General features: G+C 69.4%; 21 protein-coding genes. 14 read left to right on the top strand and 7 right to left on the bottom strand.

Features of this window, described 5'->3' with window-relative positions:
- Positions 1 to 23 precede the first annotated feature (23 nt).
- A complete protein-coding gene (gene galE / locus ABMQ42_RS17405) occupies positions 24 to 1,004 on the bottom strand; it encodes a UDP-glucose 4-epimerase GalE (RefSeq protein WP_349724274.1) in 981 nt (326 codons plus the stop codon).
- A gap of 134 nt (positions 1,005 to 1,138) precedes the next feature.
- On the opposite strand from galE, the gene ABMQ42_RS17400 reads away from it, so the two are divergent.
- Positions 1,139 to 3,226 carry a hypothetical protein gene (locus ABMQ42_RS17400; RefSeq protein WP_349724273.1) on the top strand — a complete coding sequence of 696 codons (2,088 nt, stop codon included), beginning with the start codon at positions 1,139 to 1,141 and terminating at the stop codon, positions 3,224 to 3,226.
- 12 nt (positions 3,227 to 3,238) lie between these two features.
- Here the strand turns inward: ABMQ42_RS17400 and ABMQ42_RS17395 are convergent, their stop codons facing one another.
- The 4 genes from ABMQ42_RS17395 to ABMQ42_RS17380 all read right to left on the bottom strand — a co-directional run bounded on the left by ABMQ42_RS17395 (position 3,239) and on the right by ABMQ42_RS17380 (position 8,299).
- Entirely contained in the window at positions 3,239 to 4,978 is a 1,740-nt protein-coding gene (locus ABMQ42_RS17395; protein ID WP_349724272.1) for a glycoside hydrolase family 35 protein, read from the bottom strand.
- A gap of 69 nt (positions 4,979 to 5,047) precedes the next feature.
- Positions 5,048 to 6,412 carry an ABC transporter substrate-binding protein gene (locus ABMQ42_RS17390; RefSeq protein WP_349724271.1) on the bottom strand — a complete coding sequence of 455 codons (1,365 nt, stop codon included), beginning with the start codon at positions 6,410 to 6,412 and terminating at the stop codon, positions 5,048 to 5,050.
- 73 nt (positions 6,413 to 6,485) lie between these two features.
- A complete protein-coding gene (locus tag ABMQ42_RS17385; protein WP_349724270.1) occupies positions 6,486 to 7,376 on the bottom strand; it encodes a carbohydrate ABC transporter permease in 891 nt (296 codons plus the stop codon).
- Positions 7,376 to 8,299 (bottom strand): carbohydrate ABC transporter permease, encoded by a 924-nt coding sequence (locus ABMQ42_RS17380; RefSeq protein ID WP_349724269.1) that lies wholly within the window; start codon positions 8,297 to 8,299, stop codon positions 7,376 to 7,378. Before ABMQ42_RS17380 ends, ABMQ42_RS17385 begins: the two co-directional genes overlap by 1 nt.
- A 98-nt stretch (positions 8,300 to 8,397) precedes the next feature.
- On the opposite strand from ABMQ42_RS17380, the gene ABMQ42_RS17375 reads away from it, so the two are divergent.
- Positions 8,398 to 9,405 (top strand): LacI family DNA-binding transcriptional regulator, encoded by a 1,008-nt coding sequence (locus ABMQ42_RS17375; RefSeq protein ID WP_349724268.1) that lies wholly within the window; start codon positions 8,398 to 8,400, stop codon positions 9,403 to 9,405.
- Positions 9,406 to 9,515: 110 nt separating this feature from the next.
- On the opposite strand, the gene ABMQ42_RS17370 is transcribed toward ABMQ42_RS17375, so the two are convergent.
- Both ABMQ42_RS17370 and pgm read right to left on the bottom strand, forming a co-directional pair.
- Entirely contained in the window at positions 9,516 to 9,809 is a 294-nt protein-coding gene (locus tag ABMQ42_RS17370) for a hypothetical protein (protein ID WP_349724267.1), read from the bottom strand.
- 266 nt (positions 9,810 to 10,075) lie between these two features.
- On the bottom strand, positions 10,076 to 11,716 hold the full coding sequence (gene pgm, locus ABMQ42_RS17365; RefSeq protein WP_349724266.1) for a phosphoglucomutase (alpha-D-glucose-1,6-bisphosphate-dependent): 1,641 nt from the start codon (positions 11,714 to 11,716) through the stop codon (positions 10,076 to 10,078).
- A 77-nt stretch (positions 11,717 to 11,793) separates the two neighbouring features.
- Here pgm and pheA point away from each other — a divergent pair, with 77 nt between their 5' ends.
- From pheA to ABMQ42_RS17305, 12 genes are all read left to right on the top strand, one after another.
- On the top strand, positions 11,794 to 12,750 hold the full coding sequence (gene pheA, locus ABMQ42_RS17360) for a prephenate dehydratase (RefSeq protein WP_349724265.1): 957 nt from the start codon (positions 11,794 to 11,796) through the stop codon (positions 12,748 to 12,750).
- 198 nt (positions 12,751 to 12,948) lie between these two features.
- Complete coding sequence (locus tag ABMQ42_RS17355; protein ID WP_349724264.1) at positions 12,949 to 14,175, top strand: CaiB/BaiF CoA transferase family protein; 1,227 nt, start codon at positions 12,949 to 12,951, stop codon at positions 14,173 to 14,175.
- On the top strand, positions 14,172 to 14,966 hold the full coding sequence (locus tag ABMQ42_RS17350; protein ID WP_349724263.1) for an HpcH/HpaI aldolase/citrate lyase family protein: 795 nt from the start codon (positions 14,172 to 14,174) through the stop codon (positions 14,964 to 14,966). The genes ABMQ42_RS17355 and ABMQ42_RS17350 overlap by 4 nt, the downstream gene beginning before the upstream one ends.
- A gap of 94 nt (positions 14,967 to 15,060) precedes the next feature.
- Positions 15,061 to 16,098 (top strand): LacI family DNA-binding transcriptional regulator, encoded by a 1,038-nt coding sequence (locus tag ABMQ42_RS17345; protein ID WP_349724262.1) that lies wholly within the window; start codon positions 15,061 to 15,063, stop codon positions 16,096 to 16,098.
- Positions 16,095 to 17,024: a carbohydrate ABC transporter permease gene (locus ABMQ42_RS17340; RefSeq protein ID WP_349724261.1), complete on the top strand. Its 930-nt coding sequence runs from the start codon at positions 16,095 to 16,097 to the stop codon at positions 17,022 to 17,024. The genes ABMQ42_RS17345 and ABMQ42_RS17340 overlap by 4 nt, the downstream gene beginning before the upstream one ends.
- On the top strand, positions 17,021 to 17,857 hold the full coding sequence (locus tag ABMQ42_RS17335; RefSeq protein WP_349724260.1) for a carbohydrate ABC transporter permease: 837 nt from the start codon (positions 17,021 to 17,023) through the stop codon (positions 17,855 to 17,857). Before ABMQ42_RS17340 ends, ABMQ42_RS17335 begins: the two co-directional genes overlap by 4 nt.
- A gap of 55 nt (positions 17,858 to 17,912) precedes the next feature.
- Positions 17,913 to 19,205, top strand: coding sequence for an ABC transporter substrate-binding protein (locus tag ABMQ42_RS17330; protein ID WP_349724259.1), 1,293 nt, complete (start codon positions 17,913 to 17,915; stop codon positions 19,203 to 19,205).
- Between the two features lie 68 nt (positions 19,206 to 19,273).
- Positions 19,274 to 20,422 carry an ADP-ribosylglycohydrolase family protein gene (locus ABMQ42_RS17325; RefSeq protein WP_349724258.1) on the top strand — a complete coding sequence of 383 codons (1,149 nt, stop codon included), beginning with the start codon at positions 19,274 to 19,276 and terminating at the stop codon, positions 20,420 to 20,422.
- On the top strand, positions 20,419 to 21,780 hold the full coding sequence (locus ABMQ42_RS17320) for an ADP-ribosylglycohydrolase family protein (RefSeq protein WP_349724257.1): 1,362 nt from the start codon (positions 20,419 to 20,421) through the stop codon (positions 21,778 to 21,780). Before ABMQ42_RS17325 ends, ABMQ42_RS17320 begins: the two co-directional genes overlap by 4 nt.
- Complete coding sequence (locus ABMQ42_RS17315) at positions 21,777 to 22,763, top strand: ADP-ribosylglycohydrolase family protein (protein ID WP_349724256.1); 987 nt, start codon at positions 21,777 to 21,779, stop codon at positions 22,761 to 22,763. The genes ABMQ42_RS17320 and ABMQ42_RS17315 overlap by 4 nt, the downstream gene beginning before the upstream one ends.
- Positions 22,760 to 23,740: an ADP-ribosylglycohydrolase family protein gene (locus ABMQ42_RS17310; protein WP_349724255.1), complete on the top strand. Its 981-nt coding sequence runs from the start codon at positions 22,760 to 22,762 to the stop codon at positions 23,738 to 23,740. The genes ABMQ42_RS17315 and ABMQ42_RS17310 overlap by 4 nt, the downstream gene beginning before the upstream one ends.
- Entirely contained in the window at positions 23,740 to 24,630 is an 891-nt protein-coding gene (locus ABMQ42_RS17305; RefSeq protein WP_349724254.1) for a ribokinase, read from the top strand. The genes ABMQ42_RS17310 and ABMQ42_RS17305 overlap by 1 nt, the downstream gene beginning before the upstream one ends.
- Positions 24,631 to 24,760: the final 130 nt, after the last annotated feature.

The following is a 24,760-nucleotide window of genomic DNA, read 5'->3' as shown; positions in this document are numbered from 1 at the left end:
GGCTCCCGCGCTCGATGACCGGGTCACGCGTCGGCGGCCCGGCGGGCCTCCCAGCCCGAGCGCACCATCTCGTCGACCGTGTAGCGGTTCGCCCAGTAGAGGTCGCGGGCGGCCAGCTCGCCGGTCGCGACGATCCGGTCGGGGTCACCCGGGCGTCGCGGCGAGATCTCGGGCGTGAAGTCGATGCCGGTCACGCGCGCCATGGCATCCATGATCTGGCGCACCGACAGCCCGTTCTGCGAGCCGAGGTTGTACGCCGGCTCGATCGGCTGCCCGCCCGCCAGCCGCTGGGCTGCCACGACGTGGGCGGCGGCGATGTCGGCGACGTGCACGTAGTCGCGCACGTTCGTGCCGTCTTCGGTCGCGTAGTCGTCGCCGAAGATCTTCGGCGTCCTGCCGGCGATCAGCGCCTCGAACACGAGCGGGAACAGGTTGTGCGGACTGGTGTCGTACACCGCGGCGTCACCCGAGCCGACCACGTTGAAGTAGCGCAGCGAGGTGTGGCGGAGGGGATGCGGCGACCCCGCCGTCGCTGTGCCCTGGTCGGCGATCAGCCACTCGCCGATGAGCTTCGACTCGCCGTACGGCGAGGTGGGGTGCTTCTCGGTGGTCTCGACGACGAGGTCGACGTGAGGCGTGCCGTAGACCGCGGCCGACGACGAGAAGACGAGGTTCGCGACACCCGCGGCATCCATCGCCTCCAGCACGACGCGCGTGCCCTCGACGTTCTGCGCATACGTGTGCAGCGGACGCTGCACCGAGACCCCCGCGTACTTGAATCCGGCGACGTGGATGACGCCCGCGACGCCGTGCTCGCGCAGCGTGCTCTCCACGAGCGCACGGTCGAGGATCGTCCCTTGCACGAACGGCACGCCATCGGGAACGAACGATGCGTGTCCGCTGGAGAGATCGTCGATGACGACGGGCTCGAGTCCTGCAGCGCCGAGCGCCCGGACGATGTGGGCGCCGATGTAGCCGGCACCGCCGGTCACGAGCCAGGTCATGTCACTCCTTGCGAGACGGGAAAGGGTCACCCCCATTCTGCCGACTCTCTTGTCGACCGTGCGACACAAGGCATAGCATCCGGATATCTCGCACAAAGACGTTCGAGCCCGAGGAGAACGCATGTCCCCCCCGCATGACCGCTTCGCCCGCTTCTTCGACCGCGCCCGCCGCGTCCGGCCGGCGCCCCCGGTTCCGACGTCTGAGCCGTGCGCTTGCCACGCTCGCCGTGTCGGTCGGCATCGTCGCCGCGTCGCTGACGGCCGCGCACGCGGCCCCGGCACCCGCGACCGACCTCGACGGCACCTGCGCGGTGCTGCGCACGGGCGGCTCGCACAGCTACGTGACGCGCTCCGCGGCGAGCTACGGCACGCTCGGCACGGCCTCGAAGGCCGTCGAGATCCGCTTCGAGGCGACGGCGCTCGGCCGCTACCGCCTGATCGATGTGAAGGGAAACGTGCTCTACCTGAGCGTGCTGGGCACGGTCATGCCCGGCACGAGCTGGGGCGATCGCGCCGAGTGGGCGGTGACACGTGACGGCGACGAGTACCAGATCGCATCGACGAAGAACGGAAAGCGCATCGGCTCGCTGCTGGGCACCCTCGTCACGGCCCACGGTACGTTCCGCCTCGAGCCGGCGACGGGGTGCGCGTCGGCGGCGGACGTCGACCCCGGCGTGTCGGGAACGCCCGAGCCGACCGTCAACGCCGATGGAACGCTCAACGGCTTCATCGACGACCACACGCACATCACCGCGGCGGTCGCGTTCGGCGGCCGGCTGCGCTGCGGCGAGCCGTTCTCACCGGGCGGCGTCGAGGTGGCCCTCGCCGGCTGCCTCTCGCACTCGGCCGTGGGCCTGGGCGGATACGCCGGCGCGCTCATCGCCGGCACCGACCCGTTCATGGACTACAAGGGCTGGCCGGCGTTCACCGACTGGCCGACCCCGACGACGCTGCTGCACGAGCAGGCGTACTTCCGTGGCATCCAACGCGTCTGGATGAGCGGGGAGCGCATCCTCAACGCCCTGCTCGTCGCCAACCGCGTCATCTGCGACGTGTACCCGGACAAGGGGACCAGCTGCGACGAGATGGACCAGATCAGGCTGCAGGCGAAGTATCTGCACGACATGCAGGACTACATCGACGCGCAGTCGGGCGGCCCGGGCAAGGGCTGGTTCCGCATCGCGACCACACCCGCGCAGGTGCGGCAGATCGCCGCCGAGGGAAAGCTCGCGGTGATCGTCGGCGTCGAGAACAGCGAGCTGTTCGGCTGCCGCGAGATCGACGACGTGCCGCAGTGCACGACCGACGACATCGATGCGGGTCTCGACGAGCTCGAGTCGTACGGGGTCTCGGGCATCTACCCGGTGCACAAGTTCGACAACGCGTTCGGCGGCACGCGCTTCGACGCCGGCACGCAGGGGGCCGCGGTCAACATCGGCAACAAGATCTCCACCGGACACTGGTGGCAGACCGAGACGTGCACCGGTGCCGAGCACGACAACGACCAGCCGCTGCGCAGCGACGAGATCGCGGGACTGCTGAGCAGTTCGGGGCTGCCGGCGGGCACGGTGCTGCCGGTGTATCCGACCGGACCGCTGTGCAACGTGCGTGGCCTGACCGACCTCGGCCGGTATCTCGTCGACCGGGCCATGGACCGCGGCATGATGATCCACATCGATCACATGGGCGTGAAGACGGCCGACGCCGTGCTCGACATCGCAGCCGCACGGCACTATCCGGGCGTCATCACCGCGCACACGTGGAGCGATCCGGCCGTGATCGCCCGCATCGCCGACCTCGGTGGCTTCGTCGGATCGTACGCGACCGCCGCCTACGACGACGAGGACAAGCACGGCGGCTTCATCGACGTGTGGCGTGAGAACAACGCGGCCGCGAACCCCGGCGCGATCACCGGCTACGGATTCGGCACCGACGTGAACGGGCTCGGCGACCAGGCGGCCGCGCGCTCGGACGCCGCGACGAACCCGCTCGAGTACCCGGCCACGGCGCTGAACGGCGTGACGCTCGACCGCTTCACGATGGGCGAGCGCACCTTCGACCTGAACACCGACGGTGTCGCCACCTATGGGCTGCAGGCCGACTGGACCGTCGACATCGTGCAGCAGGCGGGGCCGGATGCCGCGAAGCTCAAGGCCCAGCTCATGAACGGCGCCGAGGCGTACACCGAGGTGTGGGAGGCGGCTCGCGCCTGGCAGGGGTGACGCGAATCGCGCTCACTCCTCGCCGGGGCCGAGCGCCAGTCCCGGGGCGAATCGTGCGCGGTCGGTGAGCAGCTGCTCGAGCTCGATCACGGTCACGTCATTCTGCCCGACGCGGGTGACGGGTCCCGGAACGAACAGCGTGCGCTGCGGGCCGTTCGACCAGTAGCGCCCGAGCAGGAACCCGTTGACGAACGCGAAGCCCTTGCCCCAGCCGTCCGTGTCGACGAAGAGGTCCGCCTGCGCGTCGAGCGTGAACGATCCACGCACGACGACGGGGCCGGCGATCGGCGTTCCGTCGCCGGGGAGAGCTGTGAGGGATGCCGCGGCCGCGGCCTCCAGCTCGATCGGCGTCGCCGTCCACCCGGTGAGGGCGCGGCCGTTCAGCCGCGGTGCTCCGATGAGTCCCTTGGGCTCGCCCAGCCGGTGGTCGTAGTTGACCCGACCCTGCTCTTCGACGAGCACGTCGATGCGCGCACCGGCGGGCACGACGAGCGCCCGCTCGTGCCGAGTGCGCGAGAGCGACCCGACGCGCACGCCGTCGACGAGCACCCAGGCCTGGTCACGCACCTCGTCGACCTCGAAGACGCCGGCCTCGGGCAGCGCCGCCGAGTAGAGCACGAGACCGCTGGCGAGACCGAGGGCGTCGAGCGTCGGGGGCTCGTCGGCAGTGCCGAGCAGATCGGGCAGAGTGCGGAGCAGGGGAGCGGCCGCGGTGAAGACGGCCGCGGGCGTGGGAGCCGGGCCCGCAGAGTCCGGCAGCTCATCGGGTACCGGCGCGTACTGGGCGATGACATCGCGCAGTGCGTAGTACTTCTCCGTGGGGTCGCCCGCCTCGTCCAGCGGCGCGTCGTAGTCGTACGACGTGACCAGCGGCAGGTAGCGGCCCTTGTCGTTCGCGCCGTTCGTCAGCCCGAAGTTCGTGCCGCCGTGGAACATGTAGAGGTTGACGGATGCGCCCGCCGCCAGCAGCGTGTCGAGCTCGGCCGCGGCATCCCGAGCACTCGTCGTGTGGTGCACGCCGCCCCACCAGTCGAACCAGCCGTCCCAGAACTCCGAGCACATGAGCGGCCCGGTGCTCTGGTGCGCGCGCAGCGTCGCGAGGCGTTCGGTCGCGTGCGAGCCGAACGAGGCCGTCCGGTGCAGCTCGGGCAGTGAGCCGTCGCGCAGCATCTGCGGCTGCGGCTGATCCACCGTCGTCAGCGGGACGCTGATGCCGGCATCCCGTGTGATGCGCACGAGCTCGCGCAGGTAGTCCTTGTCATCGCCGTAGGCGCCGTACTCGTTCTCGATCTGGACGAGCACGACCGGGCCTCCGCGATCGATCTGCCGAGGTGCGACGATCTCGTACACGCGACGCAGATACCGCTCGAGCTCGCCGAGGTAGGTGGGGTCGCTGCGGCGCAGCGCGACGCCCTCCATGGCGGTCAGCCAGACCGGCAGGCCGCCGTTGTGCCACTCGGCGCAGATGTACGGGCCGGGGCGGACGATGGCGTGCATCCCCTCGGCGGCGATCAGATCGAGGAAGCGTCCGAGGTCGTTCGCGCCGGAGACGTCCCACTGCCCGCGCACGGGCTCGTGGGCGTTCCAGGCCACGTAGGTCTCGATCGTGTTCAGCCCCATGAGCCGCGCCTTGCGGATGCGGTCGGCCCAGTGGTCGGGGTGCACACGGAAGTAGTGGATCGCGCCCGACAGGATGCGATGGGGCTGTCCGTCGAGGAGGAAGTCGGTGTCGCCGATGGTGAAGGTGGTCACGGGGAGGCTCTCGTTCGAAGAGGGAGGGGGCGGCCCGCCGCGGCGAGCCGCCCCCTCATCGTGTCGGTGCTATTTGTTGACGCTGAAGCCCTGCTGGTTGCCGTAGTCGACCAGCGCACTCTGCCACTTCAGCAGACCGGCGTTGAGATCGGACTTGTCGGCGTACGCCTGCCCGGCCGTGTCTCCGAAGATGCTGTTGGCGTACACCTGGAACGGGAGATACTGCCACCCGGTCACCACGTTGTTCGCGGCATCCGCCAGCACCTCGTTGATCTTCTGACCGCCGAAGTAGTCGGGTGTCGCGTTCAGGAAGTCGTCGGCCTGCAGCTGCTTCGTCGTCGACGGGAAGCCGCCGCTCTGAAGGAAGACCGAGATCGACTCGTCGCTGTTGTTGAGCCACCACAGGAAGCCGGCCGCCAGCTCGGGGTTCTTGCTCTGCTTCATCACGGCCTGCGCGCTGCCGCCGTTCTCGGCGGAGGCGGGCTGCCCGTCATACGTGGGCATCGGGGCGACGCGCCAGTCGCCGGACGCGTCGGGAGCGCCCGACTCGAGGTTGCCCGGCATCCAGGCGCCGGTCACGAGGGTCGCGATCGTGCCGTTGCCGAGCGCCTTGAACCAATCGTCGCTCCAGCCGGCGATCGGAGCCACGAGGCCCTTCGATACGAGGGTGTTCCAGGTGCCGGTCCACTTCTTCGAGCCGGCATCCTGCAGGTCGATCTTCACGTTCGTGCCGTCGACCTGGAACGGATGCCCGCCGGCCTGCCAGATCATGCTCGTGGTGAAGCCGGCGTCGCCGATGTCGCTCGTGATGTACTTCGACGGATCTGCCGCGTGCAGCTTCTCGGCGTCGGCGACGTACTCGTCCCAGGTCGTGGGGACGGCGAGGTCGTACTTGTCGAACACGGCCTTGTTGTAGAACAGTGCCATCGGACCGGAGTCCTGCGGCAGCCCGTACACCTTGTCGCCCGACGTGACCGAGTTCCACGTGGACGCCGTGTAGTCGTCCTCGAGGTCGCCGAAGCCGTAGGCCGAGAGGTCGAACAGTGCATCGGTGAGCTCGAACTGCGGCAAAGCGAAGTACTCGATCTGGGCGACGTCGGGGCCGCCCGAGCCGGCCTTGATCGCGTTCTGCAGCTTCGTGTACTGGTCGTTGGAGGTGCCCGCGTTGACGAGCTTGACCTTGACCTTGGGATAGGCCTTCTCGAAGGCGGCGACCTGTGCCTCAGCCGAGGGCGTCCACGACCAGTAGGTGATCTCGCCGCCCTTCTCGAGCGCGGCCTTGATCGAGTCGAGACTGCCGGATGCCGCAGCCCCACTGTCGCCGGAGCCGCCGGTGTCGCTCGAGCCGGCGCAGCCGGCCAGGGCGAGGGCGGCGACGGTGCCGAGCGCGGCCAGAGCCGCAACACGGCGGCGCGTGCCTGACATGTGCTTCATTGCTGTGTCCTTTCGAGTGCTCCGACCCGCGGTTGCGGGGCGGCCGGGAGGGGATGCCGCCAGCAGGCCCCGGTCACTGCTTGACGCTTCCCGCGCTCAGCCCCGACTGCCAGAACCGCTGCAGCAGGAGGAACGCGATGACGATGGGGATGATCGTGAGGAGCGACCCCATGATCACGAGGTTGTAGATCGGCTGGGCACCGGCGCCCTGCGCCTGCGCGGCCCACTGGTTCAGGCCGACGGTGAGCGGATACCACTGCGGATCGCTGAGCATGATCAGGGGGAGGAAGTAGTTGTTCCAGGTCGCCACGACCGTGAACAGCAGCACCGTGACGATGCCCGGCATCAGCAGCCGGATCGAGATGGTGAAGAACGTGCGGAACTCACCGGCACCGTCCATGCGGGCCGCCTCGAGCAGCTCGGTCGGCACGGAGTCGGCGGCGTACACCCAGACCAGATAGAGGCCGAACGGGCTGATCAACGACGGGATGATCACCGACCACGGGGTGTTGGTCAGCCCCATCTGGCTGAACAGAAGGAAAGTCGGGACGGCGAGGGCCGTGCCGGGCACCGCGACGGCGCCGAGCACGATGGCGAACACCGCCCGACGGCCGGGGAACCGGTACTTGGCCAGCCCGTAGCCGGCGAGGGTGGCGAGAAGCGTGGCACCCCCGGCGCCCACGACCACGTACAGCAGGGTGTTGCCCAGCCAGCGAAGGAAGATCCCGTCGTTGTAAGTGAGGGTCTGCACGAGGTTGTCCCAGAAGGCGAAGTCATCGCTGAACCACAGGCCGAAGCTCGAGAACAGCCCGGCCTGCGTCTTCGTCGAGTTCACCAGCAGCCAGACCAGCGGCACCAGCGTGTAGATCGCGTAGACGACCATCACGATGAGCAGGGTCTTCGATCGGCGCGGGCGCAAGGGGGTCGTGCCGACCCGGTCGCGGGCGAAGGCCGGAGCGGTCATCACTGCACCTCCGCTCGGGAGCCGCGCAACTGCACGACGTAGGCGATCACGGCGGTGATGATGCCCATGATGATGGCGACCGTGGCCGCATAGTTGAACTGCTGGCCGGCGAACGACAGGTTGTAGGCGTACATGTTCGGCGTGTAGTAGGTGGTGATCACGTTGGGGGCCAGCGGACGCAGGATGTTCGGCTCGTTGAAGAGCTGGAAGCTCCCGATAATGGAGAAGATCGTGGCGATCACGATCGCGCCGCGCAGAGCGGGGATCTTGATCGAGAAGACGGTGCGCCACGTGCCGGCGCCGTCGATGGATGCCGCCTCGTACAGCTCGGTGGGGATCGTCTTCAGCGACGAGTAGAAGATCAGCATGTTGTAGCCGACGAACTCCCAGGTGACGATGTTGCCGATCGAGACCAGCATCCACTGCTTCGCGAACGGCGTGATGAGGTCGAACCCGACGAGCTGGTTGATGTTCGCGGTCAGGCCGAACTGGTCGCCGTAGATGTATCCCCACATGAGCACGGCGACGACGGCCGGCACAGCGTAGGGGAGGAAGAGCGTGATGCGGAAGAAGGACGCCCCGCGCAGCCGTGCGCTGTCGATCGCGAGGGCGGCGGCCAGCGCGAGGGCGAGCATGATCGGCACCTGGACGACCAGGAACAGGAGCACGCGGCCGAACGACTCCCAGAACTGCGGGTCGGTCAGCGCCTGGATGTAGTTCGCGAACCACACGAACGTCGTCCCGCCCACCAGCTGGGTGCGGAACAGGCTGAGATAGATCGAGTAGGCCAGCGGCGCGAGGAACACCAGGGCGAACACGATCATGAACGGTGCCACGAACGCCCACCCGCGCCAGTCGCGCTTCGAGCGGCGCAGCGCTGAGGGGGTTCGGGTCGCGAGCGGTGGGGCGACGGTTGTCGTCATCGACGTGCCTCATTCACGGTGTCGGCAGGTTGTTTACGCAAACATACGCGGATACCGGCTACGATGTCAACGCAAACATTCGGGGCGGGAGGGCGAAGATGACCGGGGCCCGGGCGCGGCGTGAGCCGTCGATCAACGACGTGGCGAAGGTCGCCGGCGTATCGGCGCAGACCGTTTCACGCGTCGCCAACGGCAAGGACGTCGTGCGGCCGGCGACACGCGACAAGGTCGTGGCGGCCATGCAAGAGCTGGGGTATCGCCCGAACAGCGCCGCGCGGGCCCTCAAAGCCGGGCGCTACCGCAACATCGGGGTGATCCTTTTCACGCTCGCGACGTACGGTAACATGCGCAACCTCGAGGCGATCGCCGATGAGGCGACCGAAGCGGGGTACGCACTGACACTCATCCCGCTCGATGCCGCGACCCAGGCGAGTGTCTCGGGGGCGTTCGCGCGCCTGAGCGAGCAGGCCGTCGACGGCATCATCATCGTGATCGAGGCGCACCTGCTGCACGAGGCCGACATCGAGCTGCCCACCGGCCTGCCGGTCGTCGTGGTCGATGCCGGAGCCCGCGCGGCCCGTCCGGTCGTCGACACCGACCAGGCGCAGGGGGCGCGGCTCGCCACCGAGTATCTGCTCGACCTCGGCCACGCCACGGTCTGGCACATCGCAGGGCCGGAGGAGTCCTATTCGGCGGGGCAGCGACGCCGGTCGTGGGAGGAGACGCTCCGAGCCCGTGGTGCTCCGGTGCCCGAGGTGCTGCGCGGCGACTGGAGCGCCGACTCGGGCTACCGGGCTGGACTGCGGCTTGTGCGCGAGAAGAGGGCCACCGCGGTGTTCGCGGCCAACGACCAGATGGCGCTCGGCGCGCTGAGGGCATTCCATGAGCAGGGCGTGCGCGTCCCGGAGGACATCAGCGTGGTGGGCTTCGACGACATGCCCGAGGCGGCGAACTTCTGGCCTCCGCTGACGACGGTGCACCAGGACTTCGAGAGCGTGGGGGCGACCGCCGTCTCGGCGCTCTTGCGCGAGATCGAGGGAGAGACGGTGGAGTCGTCTCTCGTGGCGACCCGACTCGTCATCCGGCAGAGCGCCGCGCCGCGCTGAGCAGCGGTGAGCGCTGAGCGCCCGCGAGCGGGCTCAGCGCGCGGGCCGCGCCGTGGACTGCCGGCTCCGAGTGGTTCATCGCGGAGTCCGTCGGTGGTGATGCCTTGTTCTCAGTGCGAGGGACGCAGCAACCGGGGCTGAGGGCCCTCCAGTCGGGCCACGGAGATCTTGACCTCGACGAGCTCGTCGCGCACGGAAGCGATCTCCTGACGCACGGAGGCGAATTCGGCATCGACTCTCTGGAACTGCGCGTCGACCTTCTCGAATCGCGCGTCGACTTTGTCGAACCGTTCGCCGATCCAGCGGGACTGGCGCGCGAGCAGGCCCGCGACGCTGCCGATGAAGGCGACGAGGGCGGCGAAGATCGCCACCACCACGCCGATCGCATCCGGTGTCACGGTCATGCCTCCATTCTCCCGCGGGAATCCGCGGATGTCACGAGGCTATGCCGGGCTCAGCAGAGGAGAAGGCGTCGTCGGCCGATCTGTGGAAAGAGTCCCCCGCCCGGGTTGTTGTGGAGGAAGGGAGCAGCGCTCCCAGAGGGGAGCAGCGCGAGCAACACGCGGGAGCGCGCGGATCCGCTCGCGCTACAGAGATCGACGTTCGCGCCCGCGATTCGCAGGCGCGTTCGCGGAAATCGGTAGCGCGACCGCGATGGGCCTCCCCGGGCCTACGCGCCGAGCGCGGCATCCACCACTCGGCGGGCCTCGTCCTGCACCTGGTGCAGGTGATCCTCGCCGCGCAGCGACTCGGCGTAGAGCTTGTAGACGTCCTCGGTGCCCGACGGGCGCGCGGCGAACCAGGCGTGCTCGGTCTGCACCTTCAGGCCGCCGATCGGCGCGCCGTTGCCCGGCGCGTGCGACAGCTTCGCCGTGATCTCCTCGCCGGCCAGCGTGGTGGCCGACACATCCTCTGGCGCAAGACGAGCCAGCGCCGCCTTCTGCTCCTTGGTCGCGGGGGCATCGACGCGCTGGTAGGCCGATGCGCCGAACTGTTCGGTCAGCTCGGCGTACCGCTGCGAGGGCGTCTTGCCCGTCACCGCCAGGATCTCCGACGCCAGCAGGCACAGCAGGATGCCGTCCTTGTCGGTCGTCCACACCGAGCCGTCCTTGCGCAGGAACGAGGCACCCGCCGACTCCTCGCCGCCGAACGCGACCGAGCCGTCGAGGAGACCTGGAACGAACCACTTGAAGCCCACCGGAACCTCGAGCAGCCGCCGGTCGAGCGAGGCCGCGACCTTGTCGATGATCATCGACGAGACCAGGGTCTTGCCGACCGCGGCATCCTTCGGCCATTCCGGACGGTGCGCGAACAGATAGTCGATCGCGACCGCAAGGTAGTGATTCGGGTTCATCAGCCCTGCGTCGGGGGTGACGATGCCGTGCCGATCGGCGTCGGCGTCGTTGCCGGTGAGCAGGTCGTACTCGTGGCGCCGGGCGACCAGCGCCGCCATCGCCGAGGGCGACGACGGATCCATGCGGATCTTCTCGTCCCAGTCGAGCGTCATGAACCGCCAGGTCGGGTCGACCTCGGGGTTCACGACCGTCAGATCGAGCTCGTACATCTCGGCGATGAGCGCCCAGTACTCAACCGAGGCACCGCCGAGCGGGTCGGCACCGATGCGGATGCCGGCCTTGCGGATGGCCTCGATATCGATGATGGATGCCAGGTCTTCCACGTACTTCTGGCGGAAGTCGTAGCGGCCCAGGGTGTCGGTGTCGATGTCTGCCAGACGCGTGCGCTTGACACCCTCCAGGCCTCCGGCGATCAGTGCGTTCGCACGGTCGGCGATCCAGCTCGTCGCATCGGTGTCGGCGGGACCGCCCGAGGGCGGGTTGTACTTGAAGCCGCCGTCGGCCGGCGGGTTGTGGCTGGGGGTGACGACGATACCGTCCGCACGCGACGGGTCCGCGGCATCCAGCCCTCGGTTGAACGTGAGGATCGCGTGGCTCAGCGCCGGCGTGGGCACCCACGCGTCTCGGGCGTCGATGTGCACGTCGACGCCGTTGGCCACGAGCACCTCGATCGCGGTGCGCTCGGCGGGCCGCGACAGACCGTGGGTGTCGCGGCCGAGGAACAGCGGCCCGGCGATGCCCTGGCCGGTGCGGTAGTCGACGATGGCCTGGGTCGTTGCGAGGATGTGGTTCTCGTTGAAGCTGCGCGTCAGACTCGAGCCGCGATGCCCGCTCGTTCCGAACACGACGCGCTGTGCGGGCACGTTCGCGTCGGGCTTGAGGTCATAGTAGGCATTGATCACTTCGTCGATGTCGATGAGGTCGGATTCGACGGCGGGGGTTCCGGCACGGCTCATGCCTCCAGTCTGCCCGTTTCCGCCCGGTCGCGACACTGTGAAGTCGGGAGCGAGCGGCCCCCGACTAGGCTGAGACGGTGAGCTCTCGTGTCGAGGAACCCGTCCGCACCTACAGCTACCTGGGTCCGGCGGGCACCTTCACCGAGGCGGCGCTCGCGCAGGTTCCCGAGGCCCGCGGGCAGATCTGGCGCCCGGTGCGCAACGTCGGCGAGGCCCTCGACGACGTCGTGAGCGGACGGTCGGATGCCGCGATGATCGCCATCGAGAACTCCGTCGACGGCGGGGTCTCGACCACGCAGGACGCCCTGGCCACCATGCCCGGCCTGCGCATCGTCGGCGAGTACCTCGTGCCTGTGCAGTTCGTGCTGGTCGGCAAGCCCGGTGCGACCCTCGCCGACGTGTCGGTGGTCGCCGCGCACCCGGTCGCGTACGCGCAGTGCCTCATCTGGCTCGGCGAGAACCTGCCCGAGCACGCGCACGTGCCCTCGTCGAGCAACGTGACCGCCGCGCTCGACATGCTCGAGGGGGTCGGCGGTGCCGATGCGGCCATCGCGCCGCCGGGGATCCTCGAGCACCACGACCTGCAGCTGCTGGCCGAGAACATCGGCGACAACCCGAAGGCGGTGACCCGCTTCGTGCTGGTCTCGCGCACGGTCGCGCCGCCGTCGCCCACCGGTGCCGACAAGACCTCGCTCATCGTCGAGCTGCCCGACGACCATCCGGGCGCACTGCTCGACATGCTCGAGCAGTTCGCGACCCGCGGCATCAACCTGTCGCTGCTGGCCTCGCGCCCGATCGGCGATGAGCTCGGCCGGTACCGCTTCGTGGTGGATGCCGACGGCCACGTCTTCGACGAGCGCATGGCCGACGCCCTGCTCGGGCTGCGGCGGTTCAGCCCGAAGGTCGTGTTCCTGGGCTCGTACCCGCGCGCCGACCACGCGATCGTGCACTACCCGAGCCGCTACTCCGACGACGTGTTCGTCGAGGCGCGCGACTGGCTGCGCGGGTTGATCTCGGGCGAGCCGGGGGAGTAGGGGCCTGCGGCCGAGCCGGGTTGCGTCGCGCCCGGCGCAGTCGGGCCGCGGCCCTCGCCTCAGGCGAGGGGAATGGACGAGGCGAGGGTCTTTTCGCGCGATTCGGTCCTCGCGCGGGTAGATCTCCTCGCCTGGGGCGAGGGGACGGTGCATGGCGGGCGTGTGCCGCTCGGACGCGAGCATGGCTATCATGTGCCGATGTACGGCCCGGACCAGCAGAGCACTGAAAACCCTTCCACCCTCGCGGCTCTCGACGGAGTCCGCGTCCTGGACGTGTCGACGCTGTTCGCCGGGCCGTTGGCGGCGACATTCCTCGGAGACTTCGGTGCCGACGTCGTCAAGGTGGAGCACCCACGACGGCCCGATGCCGCGCGCGGGCATGGACCGCAGAAGAACGGCGCAAGCCTGTGGTGGAAGACCCTGGGCCGCAACAAGCGCGATGTCACGATCGATCTGTCGAACCCGGAGGGGGCGGAGGTCCTGCTGCGTTTGGTCGCCGACGCCGACGTCATGATCGAGAACTTCCGGCCCGGCACGCTCGAGCGCTGGGGGCTGTCGCCCGACCGGCTGTTCGCGGCGAACCCGCGGCTGATCCTCGCGCGCGTGACGGCCTTCGGCCAGTTCGGACCGTACTCGTCCCGCCCGGGGTTCGGCAGTCTTGCCGAGGCGATGAGCGGGTTCGCGGCGCTCACCGGCGAGCCCGACGGTCCGCCGACCCTTCCCCCGTTCGGGCTGGCCGACGGGATAGCGGCCCTCGCCACCGCGTACGCCATCATGGTCGCCCTGCGAGGAGCGCAACGCGACGGGCGTGGGCAGGTCGTCGACATGGCCATCATCGAGCCGATACTGATGATGCTGGGCGGCCAGATCACGGCATGGGATCAGCTGGGCATCGTACAGCCGCGGGTGGGCAACCGATCGGTCAACAACGCCCCGCGCAACGTCTACCGCTCGCAGGACGGCGTGTGGCTGGCCGTCTCCACCAGCTCCCAGTCGATCGCAGAGCGGGTCATGCGCCTGGTCGGACGAGGTGACGTCGTCGACGAGGAGTGGTTCGCCACAGGTCATGATCGCGCTCAGCACGCCGACGAGTTGGATGCCGCGGTGCAGGGCTGGATCGGACAGCGGGACGCCGCGGAGGTCGTGGCGGCGTTCGAGGAGGCCAACGCGGCGATATCGCCGGTGTACGACGTGCGCGGCGTCGTCGACGATCCGCAGTACCGTGCGCTGGAGACGGTCGTGCGCGTCGAGGACGAGGACCTCGGTCTGGTTGCAATGCAGAACGTGCTCTTTCGCATGTCACGGACACCGGGCTCCATCCGGTGGCCGGGGCGCCGGCACGGACAGGACACCGAGGCCGTCCTCGGCGAGCTGGGATACAGTGACGCCGAGCTTGCGGCGTTGCGGGAGGCGGGGGCGATATGACGACGGTGGGCCTGTACGTGCCCGGTGACCGGCCGGAGCGGTTCGACAAGGCGGCGGCCAGCGGCGCGGACCTCGTCGTGATCGATCTGGAGGATGCCGTCGCCCACCGCGCGAAGGCCGAGGCGCGGACCCGGGCATGCGCGTGGGCCGCGCAGTACGCGGGACCGGACCGCGTGGCACTCCAGATCCGGGTGAACGCCGGGGACGAGGATGATCTGCGAGCCGTGGCGGGTCTGCCGGCCGACGTCGGCGTGCGCGTGCCGAAGGTCGAGGGTGTCTCCGACATCGAGGTCGTCGCGCGTCGTGCTCCCGGGCATCCCGTCATCCCGCTGCTCGAGACGGCGCGTGGCGTGCTCGCCGCCGCGGAGATCGCCGCGCATCCCGCGGTCGCCGAGCTCGCACTCGGTGAGAACGACCTGCGCAGTGAGCTGGGGGGCGGCGACCCGGTCATCGACCATGCGCGCGTAGCGATCGTCTACGCCGCGCGCGCGGCGGATCTGCCCGCCCCCATGCTCTCGGCCTACCCGGCGATCGCCGACATCGAGGGTCTGATGGCGGACACGCGCCGGGGAGCCGCGTTCGGCCTCTTCGGTCGCATGGCCGTCCACCCGACGCAGATCCCCGCGATCGCCTCGGTCTTCCGGCCGAGCGCCGCTGACCAGGCGTGGGCGCGCGAGGTGGTCGCCGCCGTCGACGCCGAAGGCGGCGTCACGCGTCTTGCCGACGGCCAGATGGTGGATGCCGCGATGCTGGGGCGCGCGCGGCGGATCATCTCTCGCGTCGGCGGTTGACGCCGCGCGTCGACATCGCTACCTTATGCGCACCACAGGGGATGGCCCCCGTAAAACTGGAATCGTTTACAGTCCGCTCGAGGAGGAGGCGACGATGTCACGCCCGACACTTCACGAGGTCGCCGCCGCGGCGGGCGTCTCCATCGCCTCCGCCTCCCGCGCGCTGTCGGGAGGGGTCGCGAGCCCTCGCACGGTCGCGAAGGTGCGTGCCGCGGCGCGTGAGCTCGGCTACTTCCCGGATGCCACGGCCCGCGCCCTGCGCACAGGGGCACCGCGCCGGATCACGTTCGCGGTCGATGACATCGGCAACCCGAACTATGTGGCGATGCTGCGTGCGATCGAGGCGGCTCTGGGTCACGGCGGGCCCTCGGTCAGCGTCACCTCGACAGGCAGCAGCGACCAGTCGGTCGACCTGGTGCGCTACGCCGCCACCGCCGCCGACGGCATCATCATCTCGCCGATCCGGGTCAACGACCGACTGCGGCGGGCGATCGTGAACTCCCCGATCCCCGTCGTCGTGATCGGCTCCGTCGGCGACGACGCTCCCGTCGACGTCGTTCACGTCGACTCCGCGAAGGGCATCGGCAGCGCGGTCGCGCACGTCACCGCGCTGGGCCGTCGCAACCTCGTCTTCCTCAACGGCCCGCTCGACACCAATCCGGGCTCCTCCCGTGAACGCGGGTTCTACCGGGCCGTGCGGACGGCGGGGTTGGACCCCGATCGCTGTCGGCAGGTGCTGGCCGCGGACTTCACGGTCGCGGCGGCCCGCCGGGCGGCCGAGGACCTCTTCGTGGGCTGGCGTCGTCGCAGGCCGATCGATCGTCCGGACGCGATCATCGCCGCGAACGACCTCATCGCCATCGGCGCCATGAACGCCGCCACCGATGCGGGGCTGCGGATTCCGGAGGACGTCATGTTCACGGGCGTGGACGATACCGAGATCGCCGCCGCCTACAACCCCAGCCTCACGAGCGTGTCTCTGGAGGCGGCCGAACGCGGGCGACTCGCCGCGGACCTGCTGCTGCGCCGCTTCGAGGAGCCTCACCGTCCCCCTCACCACCTCAGCGTCGAGCCGCGCCTCATCATCCGCCGCTCGACGACGATCAGCACCGCGGAGGTCATGGCATCGTGACTGCGCTCGCGCCCATCGCGCCCGCTCCCCAACGTCGACGAAAGCTGTCCTCCACGCGGAGGAACGAGGCAGCGGCGCTCGTCCTGCCCGCGTTGATCCCCGTCGTGGCGCTGAGCGTGCTGCCGATCCTCATCGGGCTCGGCTACGCGTTCACCGACTCGCAGCTCGCGACGATCGGGCTGCCGAACTTCGTCGGCTTCGAGAACTTCGGAAAGGTCTTCCGCGACGCCGCGTTCTGGAACTCGTTCGGGATCGGCGCGGTGTGGACCATCAGCGTCACGGTGCTGCAGGTCGTGCTCGGGCTCTCGCTCGCGCTGCTGCTGAACACGAACATCCGGTTCGGCGGTGTGGCTCGGGTGCTCGCCATCATCCCGTGGGCGATGCCACCCGTGGTCGTGGCGATCATGTGGAAGATGATCTACTCGACGACCAACGGCCCGCTCAACTGGCTCATCGCCGCACTCGGCGGACCCGAGAGCATCAACTGGCTGGGCGACTTCACGCTGGCGCTGCCGGCGGTCATCCTCGTGGGCGTGTGGACCGGCATCCCGCAGAACACGATCACGATGCTGGCGGGACTGCAGCAGATCCCGGGCGAGCTCATGGAAGCAGCCACTGTCGACGGTGCCGGCGCATGGTCGCGCTTCGTGCACGTGACACTCCCCGGTCTGCGGCCGGTGATCGTGTCGATCGCGACGCTGAGCGCGATCTGGAACTTCAACTCGTTCGGCATCGTCTACGTGCTCACCGGCGGCGGGCCTGGCGGCAGAACCCTGCTGCCCATGCTCTTCGTCTACGACGAGGCGTTCCACAACGGCAACACCGGCGTCGCGGCCGCCATGACGTGCGTCATCCTTCTCATCCTCGTGGTCATCCTGCTGCTGTCTCAGCTCACGCGGCTGCGTCGTCTGGTGGTGAAGAAATGAACCGCACCCCGACGATTGCACGCGTCTTCCAGTACACAGCGCTCGGGCTGTTCATCGTCTTCCTCGGGTTCCCGTTCGTCTGGCTCATCTCGACGGCGTTCAAGAGCGACCGTGAGCTCAACTCGCTCGGCGTCCACCTGATCCCCACCCAGCCCACCCTCGACAACTTCGTCCAGGCGCTCGAATCACAGGGACTCGTCCAGGCGGCTGTGAACAGCATCGTGGTGTCGCTGGCCACCACCCTGGTCGTGGTCCTCGTATCGGTGCCGGGCGCGTACGTGATGGCGCGCTATCGCGGGAAGATCCGCGCCGCGGGCGTCGGCTGGATCCTGGTGAGCCAGATCATCCCGGTGCCGATCATCATCATCCCCATGTTCTTCATCCTTCGCGCCATGGGACTGTTCGACTCCCTCGGCGGACTGGGGATCGTCTACGTGGTGTACTCCCTGCCGTTCGCCTTGTGGATGCTGCAGGGCTACGTGGCCGGCATTCCCGTGGACATCGAGGAAGCCGCCGCCATCGACGGTGCCGGCCGCCTCCGCGTACTGCGCAGCGTTGTGCTGCCGCTGCTGCGCCCCGGCCTCATCGCCACCGCCATCTTCACGTTCGTCTCCGCATACAACGAGTTCTTCTTCGCTCTCGTGCTCCTGCAGAGCAGCGAGAAGTACACACTCTCCGTCGCCCTGAGCACGTTCGTGAACGGTCAGGGCATCAGCCTGATCGGTCCGCTGGCGGCGGGCGCCCTGCTGGCCAGCATCCCCAGCATCATCTTCTTCGCCATCCTTCAGCGGCGCCTGACCGGAGGCATGCTCGCCGGCGCCGTCAAGGGATGACCACCGCCCCTATATCCCATCACCAACGCAATCACAGAAGAAGGGAAAGACCATCATGAAGATGCGTCCCGTCCTGGCAGGTGCTGTCGCCGTCGTCAGCATCGCCGCGCTCGCCGGCTGCTCGGGAGGCGGGTCGAACACGCCGTCGACCAACGCCTCGGGGCAGCCCACCGGTGAGATCACGTACGAGTACTTCAATAACCAGCCGGCCGCGATCGAGGCGACGAAGCAGATCGTGGCGGACTTCGAGAAGAAGTACCCCGACGTCAAGGTCAAGCTTCAGGTCGCACCCGCCGACAGTCTGCAGGAGAAGCTGCAGGTGCAGTACGCCGGCGGTGTCGCGGCCGATGTCGTCCAGAACGACTCGCCCGGCAGTACGCTGCGCTTCGCCGCGTACCTCGCCGATCTCGGCGCGCTCTTGCCGGCGGAGATGGTCTCGGACATCCCCGACAGCGTGCGCGAAGGTCTCAAGCAGGACGGCAAGCTGCTGGCTGTGCCGACAGAGCAGCAGAGTTACGTCGTCTTTGCCAACAAGGATCTGCTGGAGAAGTCGGGCGTCGACATCCCGACCGGCGACACCATGACGTGGGACCAGTTCCAAGACATTGCGAAGGCGACGACCAGCGCTGGCGTCAAGGGCATCGCCTGGGGGCTGGGTAGCCCGACATCTGTGTTCGCGAGCTTCGGTCTCGGATTCGGCGCAAAGTTCTTCACCAGCGCGGACGAGAGCCAGGCGCAGGCGTCGATCGGCGACGCCGAACTGCAGGTGCCGACGCGGGTCAAGGCGATGATCGACGCCGGGTACGTCGATAAGACCAGTGTCACCCAGTCGACCTCCGATGCGCTGCCCACCTTCTACGGAGGCAAGGCGGCGATGACGGTCGCGGGCTCATACCAGATCGCAAACATCGAGTCGCAGGCCCCCGAGGGCTTCAACTGGATCGTCCTGCCCGCGCTTGAGGGAAGTGAGGGATCCCAGCAGATGTCGGCGCCGATCACCCTGTCGATCACGAAGTCGTCGAAGAACATTCCCGCCGCGGCGGCCTTCGTCGAGTTCTATCAGTCGGCCGAGAACCTCGCGAAGATCAACATCGCCGACGGCGAGATCCCCGCGACCACCTCGGCGCAGGCCGAGGCCGCGAAGCTGACCGAGGGCAAGAACGGATGGGCGCAGGTGCTGGCCTCCGGCAAGAACCTGGTGAACCCCCAATGGAACACGTTCACCAAGTACGAGAGCTGGAAGAGCACGGTGGCCAACCCCGCCTATCAGAAGTTCCTCGGCGGAGAGATCGACAGCGGCCAGCTGGCCAAGGAGCTCGAGACCGGCTGGGCGAACATCAACCAGTGAGTCGCGAGCCGGCGTCCTCGTGGGCGCCGGCTCCGACCCCGGGCAGCATTATCGAGAGCGAGAGAGTAGTGAATTGGTTGCGTGAACGGACCGCCGCCGTGCTGATGGGCGCCGCGGTCGGAGACGCCTTGGGCGGTGCCACGGAGGGGTTCACTCCCGCGGTCATCGAAGAGCGATACGGCGGAAGGGTCGAGGGGATCGTCCCGCCGTTCTACCCGGACTGGCAGACCCGACGGCCGATCAGCCCCTACCACAAGGGCGACGGGCACGTCACCGACGACACCCTCATGACGCAGGCGCTCGTTCAGGTCTACGCCAAGCGCAGGCGGCATCTGGACGCCTACGACGTCGACGCCGACCTCGTGCCCCTGATCATGGAGCAGGTGCGCTGGATCCCGGAGCTCGAGCGGGAGACCGTGCTGCTTCAGCGGATATTCCTCGCCGAGAAGTGGCTCGTGCTGCGGCTGAGGTACGGGCACATCGACCCGCGCGAGGCAGGGGTGGGCAACACCGTCAACTGCGGGGCGACGATGTACATGACACCCGTCGGCATCGTCAACGCCGGCGACCCCGCGGCCGCCTACGCGGAGGCGATCGACCTCGCCGGCGCGCATCAGTCCAGCTACGGACGGGAGGCCGCCGGGGTCTTCGCTGCCGCGGTCGCGGCCGCGCTGACGCCGGGTGCCGACGTGGAGGATGTCATCGCCGCGGCGATCGGAGTCGCGCACGATGGGACGCGCACCGCGATCGAGGCTGTCGTGGCCGCCGCACGCGCGAACGCCGGTGCGTCGCCGCAGGAGCTCCAGGCCGCATTGCGCGACGCCGTCATCCCGTTCGACACGGTCGGACCGGTGTACCGCGAACCGGACGCGGACGCGCGCCGTCCGTCGCGGACGAAGGCGATCGAGGAGCTGCCCATCGCGCTCGGGTTCCTCGTCGCGCACCGTGGCGACTATCGCGCGTCGGTGCTCGCCGCGGTCAACTACGGTCGCGACAGCGACTCCATCGCCACCATGGCCGGCGGGATCGCAGCGGCGCTGGGCGGCATCGATGCCATCCCGCGCGCGTGGGTCGACGGCGTCGCGGAGGGCAGCCGCATCGATTTCGACCACTATGCGCAGCTTCTGGCGGACGCGGCGGAGCAGATCATCGCCGACGACCGTGAGCGCGCGAACGCGCGCCTCGCGCGCCTCGACCTGCTCGCCGGGGCCGCATGATGAGGCTGAGCTGGACCCAGCCCGAGGACCTCGTCGCGCAGGAGCTGGTCGCATCCCGCGACGAAGGACGGGATGTGGCGCGGATCGCGGATGCCTGGGTCGCAGCCGGCGGGACGCTGGACGTACCGCGCAACGGCGCGTCGTCGGAGCGTGCGTTGGACGAGGTGCGGGCCGTGGCCGAGCGGCTGTTGCGCGAGCTCGACGTGCTGCCGACGCCGGACGATCCGCGGAGTCCGGTCGCTATCGACGCCATCCTCGCCGTGGCGGGTCCGCTTCCGGTGCTCCCGTCCTCACCTCCGGACCTCGCAGATCGCATCCTCGGGGCGTGGCTGGGCAGGGCGGCCGGCTGCCTGCTCGGCAAGCCGGTCGAGAAGATCCCGCCCGAGGGCATCCGCGAGATCCTCACGAGCTTGGGACGGTGGCCGCTGGCCTTCTACTTCACCACCGAAGGGGTCCCCGCCGACGTGCGGCGGCGCTGGCCGTGGAATCGGCGCAGCGGCCCCACCTCTCTCGTCGAGAACATCGACGGGATGCCTGAGGACGATGACCTCAATTATCCGATCATGAACCTGGGCCTCGTCGAACGCGTCGGACGGGGCTTCACAGTCGAGGACGTCGCCGAGACGTGGCTCGCGGAGCTGCCGGCGGGCCGGGTGTTCACGGCCGAGCGCGTCGCCTATCGCAATCTGCTCGAGGGCGTCGACCCCGACCGCTGTGCACGGGTGCGTAATCCCTTCCGGGAGTGGATCGGCGCACTCATCCGGGGCGACGTGTTCGGCTGGGCGACGCCCGGCGATCCCCGCGCCGCGGCGCGCATGGCCTACGAGGACGCGCGGCTCAGCCATACCCGCGACGGCCTGTACGGCGAGCTGTGGGCGGCGGCACTCGCCTCGGCCGCGGTGGTGGCCGACGATGTCGAGACGGTTCTGGATGCCGGGGAGAGCGTCGTCCCGGCTCAGTCGGGCCTTGCCGAGGCCGTGACGTTCGGACGGACGCTCGGCCGCGCCGGTGGCGGGCTGGACGACGACCTCGCCGCGTTGGCGGAGCGATTCGCCGGGATGCACTGGGTGCACGTGCTCAACAATGCCGCGACGATCGCCTGGGCGCTCACACGCGGCGGAGGCAGACTCGAGCGGGTCGCGCCGCTGGCGGTCATGGCCGGGTGGGACACGGACTCGGTCGGTGCGACAGTGGGCGGGGTGTGCGGCGCACTCGTCGGCGCGCGGGCGCTCCCGGAGGATTGGATCGCCCCGCTCCACGATCGGATCGCCACGAGCCTGCCCGGGCTCGACGGCGTCGCCATCACGGAACTCGCACGTCGGACGACGGCGCTGGCCGTCGGCAAGGAGAAGGAATGAGTACGTTGTCAGCGCGCGATCGCGCGCGAGGGTCGATGGCCGGGCTCGCCATCGGCGACGCGATCGGTCGCCCGGTCGAAGGGCTATCGGCGCAGGAGATCCAAGAACGATACGGCCGGGTCGAGGGGTACCTGCAGTGGCCGCCGGCCGGTAGCGACGACACCGAGTACGCCCTCCTGACGGCGCGCACGTTGCATCGCGTCGGGGTGACGGCGGCCGCCGATGACTTCGCGCAGACGTGGGTCGACGACGTTCTGCCTCAGCTCGACGATTTCGCCGGCGGCGGGTTCAGCGAGATGGCGGCGATCGACAACCTGCGTCGCGGCGTGCGACCGCCGCAGTCGGGCGATCACATCCACGCGTGGAGCGACGGGCTGGCCATGCGGGTCGCTCCGTTGGGCGTCGTGTCGGGTGGCGACCGCGCGCTTGCCGCGAGGCTCGCCGTCGCCGACGGTGAGGTCAGCCACAGCGGCGAGGGCATCCATGCCGGCGTCGCCGTGGCCGTCGCGGTCGCAGCGGCGATGGGCGGGGCGGGAGCCGGTGAGGCATACGACGCGGCGCTGGCGGCGATCCCCGCGGACTCATGGACCGCCCGCAACCTCGTGGCCGGGCGCGATGTCGTCGCGGGAGAGACCGATCCGGGACGGCTGGCGATCGCGCTGCATGATCGGCTCGCCGTGGACGACTACTACTGGGCGGACCTCGCACCCGAGGCTGTGGGCCTTGCGATGGCGGCGGTCCTCGCGGGCGACGGCGATTTCCAGGCCAGCGTGCTCTTCGCGGTCAATCTCGGCCGCGATGCCGACACGATCGCCGCGATGGCGGGGTGCATCGCCGGCGCGATCTCGGGCATCGGCGCCATCCCCGAGGAATGGGTTGACGCGCTGCGTCCGGTCGAAGGATCCTGCATCCGCACGACCGCCGGCATCCATCCGCTCGATGCGGCCGACGCCCTGATAGACCTTCTGGAGCAGACCCGATGAACACCGACGTCCTCCGCGGCCTGGTCGCCGCCGAGATCCTGCACCCCGGGAATCTCGATTTCCGGATCCATGCGCTTCCGCCCAAGCGGTTCGCGCGCATGGAGGTCCTGCATGCTTTCGACCGCGAGCACAGCGAAGCGACCCCGACCCGACCGTATGCGCACTCCTCGCCCCCCGAGCGCCTGCAGGGCCCGGGCGAGAACGCCGAGTGGGTGGCCTTCAGCGCCACGTCGTTCGTGACCGGACGCGAAGACGTCATCGAGAGCCGCTGGCTTGAGCTCGCCGCCGAGGGAAGGGGGCGTCAACGCGCCGGAACGGCGATCGCGCTCGGCAATATGCGGCGCGGCCTGCGTCCCCCGCAGTCCGGACACGACAACCCGCACTACTTCGACGATCTGGCCATGGCGCGTGCCGTCGGGGCGGTGGCGCTGCATGATGTGACGACGGCGCGCGCGCTCGTCGCGGCCGACGCACATGCCACGCATGATCTCGACGGCGCGTGGGCAGCAGACGCGGTCGTCGTACTGCTGCACGCACTCCTGTCCGGGGCGCCGGGCACCGACGCCGCGCGGCTGGCGGCGGAGGTCCTGCCCGAGCACAGTTGGAGCCGTCGTCTCGCCGAGGTGGCGCTGAGCGCCGCCGCGCAGACGGCGAGTCCGTTCGAGCTGTCCGTCGTCCTCAGCCGTGAGGTGTGCGACTGGATCTACAGCTATCCGGTCGCCGCGCCGGAGACGCTCGCCGTGCTGCTGGCGCACGTCAGCGCGGCCACGAGCGCCGAAGCGCTGTTGGCCGGCACCAGCGCGACGGGGCGCAACGGCACGACGCTCGCAGCGCTGTCGGGTGCAGCGTCGGCGGCACTCTTCGGTGCGGACTGGATCCCCTCCGAGATCAGCCTGGACGTCCCGTTGGCGGGCCTGGGCGTCCCACGGCTGGCGGGGGTGTCCCTCGCCGACGCCGTCGGATACGGAGACCGCTGATGCCCGACGTCGTCGCCATCGGCTCGGCGAACGTCGACGTCATCTTCCGGGTCGCGCGGCTCGTCGCCCCGGGTGAGACGATCTCCGCCCGGGAGGTGTCCCAGGCTCCGGGTGGAAAGAGCGCCAACCAGGCAGTGGCGGCGGCGCGAATGGGCGCGCCCACCCGATTCGTCGGCTGCCTCGGCGACGACGGTCACGGCGGTCTTCTCCGCGACGCGCTCCGCGACGCCGGAGTGGACACGAGCGCGGTGCGGATCAGCGGGGCGGCGCCCACCGGGTCGGCGTTCATCTGCGTCGATGACGATTCGGAGAACACGATCGTCCTCGCCACCGGAACGAACGCGCTGCTCGACGTCCGTGACCTCGACGGGGTCTGCTTCGGTCGCGGCGACGTCGTCACGCTGTGCGGTGAGACTCCGCCTGCGGTGGTCGCGGAGGCTGCGCGGCGGGGGAGCGACGGCGGGGCGATCGTGATCCTCAACGGGTCGCCCGTCGAAGGGTTCGACGCGGCGGTACTGCCGTGGGTCGACGTTCTGGTCGTGAACACCGGCGAGTTGCGAGCCCTCGCGAACGCGGACGCGTCGGATGGCAGCATTCACGACGCCCGCGAAAGACTGGGTGTGGACGCCCTGATCGTCACGCTCGGCGCTGCCGGCGTGGTGTGCGATGCGGGGACCGTCGTGCGGCTGCCGGGACACGCCGTAGATGCGGTCGACACCACCGGGTGCGGCGACGCGTTCCTCGGCGCGCTCGCCGCCGGGCTCGCCACGGGTCACGACCTGCGCGATGCGGTGGGCCGGGCCAATGCCGCCGCGGCGCTCGCGGCCACGGCGCTCGGTGCCCAGCCGTCGTACCCCACGGCGTCGAGTGTGGACGAACTCCTCGCCTGAGCCGAGGGGAATGGCCGACGCGAGGGTCTTTTCGCGCGATTCGGTCCTCGCCCGGGCAGATCTCCTCGCCTAAGGCGAGGGGATGGATGCCGCGGCCCGAGGGGCCCCGGCCCACGGTGCAGGCAGGCGC

It is taken from the genome of Microbacterium sp. KR10-403, from assembly GCF_040196215.1.
Taxonomy (GTDB): domain Bacteria; phylum Actinomycetota; class Actinomycetes; order Actinomycetales; family Microbacteriaceae; genus Microbacterium.
This window is presented reverse-complemented; position numbering and strand designations above follow the sequence as displayed.

Excerpts from the sequence above, each read along its gene's own strand:
- ABMQ42_RS17330 (WP_349724259.1), top strand. The coding sequence starts at position 17,913 with ATGAAGATGCGTCCCGTCCTGGCAGGTGCTGTCGCCGTCGTCAGCATC.
- ABMQ42_RS17305 (WP_349724254.1), top strand. The coding sequence starts at position 23,740 with ATGCCCGACGTCGTCGCCATCGGCTCGGCGAACGTCGACGTCATCTTC.
- ABMQ42_RS17345 (WP_349724262.1), top strand. The coding sequence starts at position 15,061 with ATGTCACGCCCGACACTTCACGAGGTCGCCGCCGCGGCGGGCGTCTCC.
- ABMQ42_RS17385 (WP_349724270.1), bottom strand. The coding sequence starts at position 7,376 with ATGACCGCTCCGGCCTTCGCCCGCGACCGGGTCGGCACGACCCCCTTG.
- pgm (WP_349724266.1), bottom strand. The coding sequence starts at position 11,716 with ATGAGCCGTGCCGGAACCCCCGCCGTCGAATCCGACCTCATCGACATC.
- ABMQ42_RS17320 (WP_349724257.1), top strand. The coding sequence starts at position 20,419 with ATGATGAGGCTGAGCTGGACCCAGCCCGAGGACCTCGTCGCGCAGGAG.
- ABMQ42_RS17355 (WP_349724264.1), top strand. The coding sequence starts at position 12,949 with ATGTACGGCCCGGACCAGCAGAGCACTGAAAACCCTTCCACCCTCGCG.
- ABMQ42_RS17375 (WP_349724268.1), top strand. The coding sequence starts at position 8,398 with ATGACCGGGGCCCGGGCGCGGCGTGAGCCGTCGATCAACGACGTGGCG.
- ABMQ42_RS17315 (WP_349724256.1), top strand. The coding sequence starts at position 21,777 with ATGAGTACGTTGTCAGCGCGCGATCGCGCGCGAGGGTCGATGGCCGGG.
- ABMQ42_RS17370 (WP_349724267.1), bottom strand. The coding sequence starts at position 9,809 with ATGACCGTGACACCGGATGCGATCGGCGTGGTGGTGGCGATCTTCGCC.
- ABMQ42_RS17310 (WP_349724255.1), top strand. The coding sequence starts at position 22,760 with ATGAACACCGACGTCCTCCGCGGCCTGGTCGCCGCCGAGATCCTGCAC.
- ABMQ42_RS17380 (WP_349724269.1), bottom strand. The coding sequence starts at position 8,299 with ATGACGACAACCGTCGCCCCACCGCTCGCGACCCGAACCCCCTCAGCG.
- ABMQ42_RS17335 (WP_349724260.1), top strand. The coding sequence starts at position 17,021 with ATGAACCGCACCCCGACGATTGCACGCGTCTTCCAGTACACAGCGCTC.
- ABMQ42_RS17350 (WP_349724263.1), top strand. The coding sequence starts at position 14,172 with ATGACGACGGTGGGCCTGTACGTGCCCGGTGACCGGCCGGAGCGGTTC.
- ABMQ42_RS17400 (WP_349724273.1), top strand. The coding sequence starts at position 1,139 with ATGACCGCTTCGCCCGCTTCTTCGACCGCGCCCGCCGCGTCCGGCCGG.
- ABMQ42_RS17390 (WP_349724271.1), bottom strand. The coding sequence starts at position 6,412 with ATGAAGCACATGTCAGGCACGCGCCGCCGTGTTGCGGCTCTGGCCGCG.
- galE (WP_349724274.1), bottom strand. The coding sequence starts at position 1,004 with ATGACCTGGCTCGTGACCGGCGGTGCCGGCTACATCGGCGCCCACATC.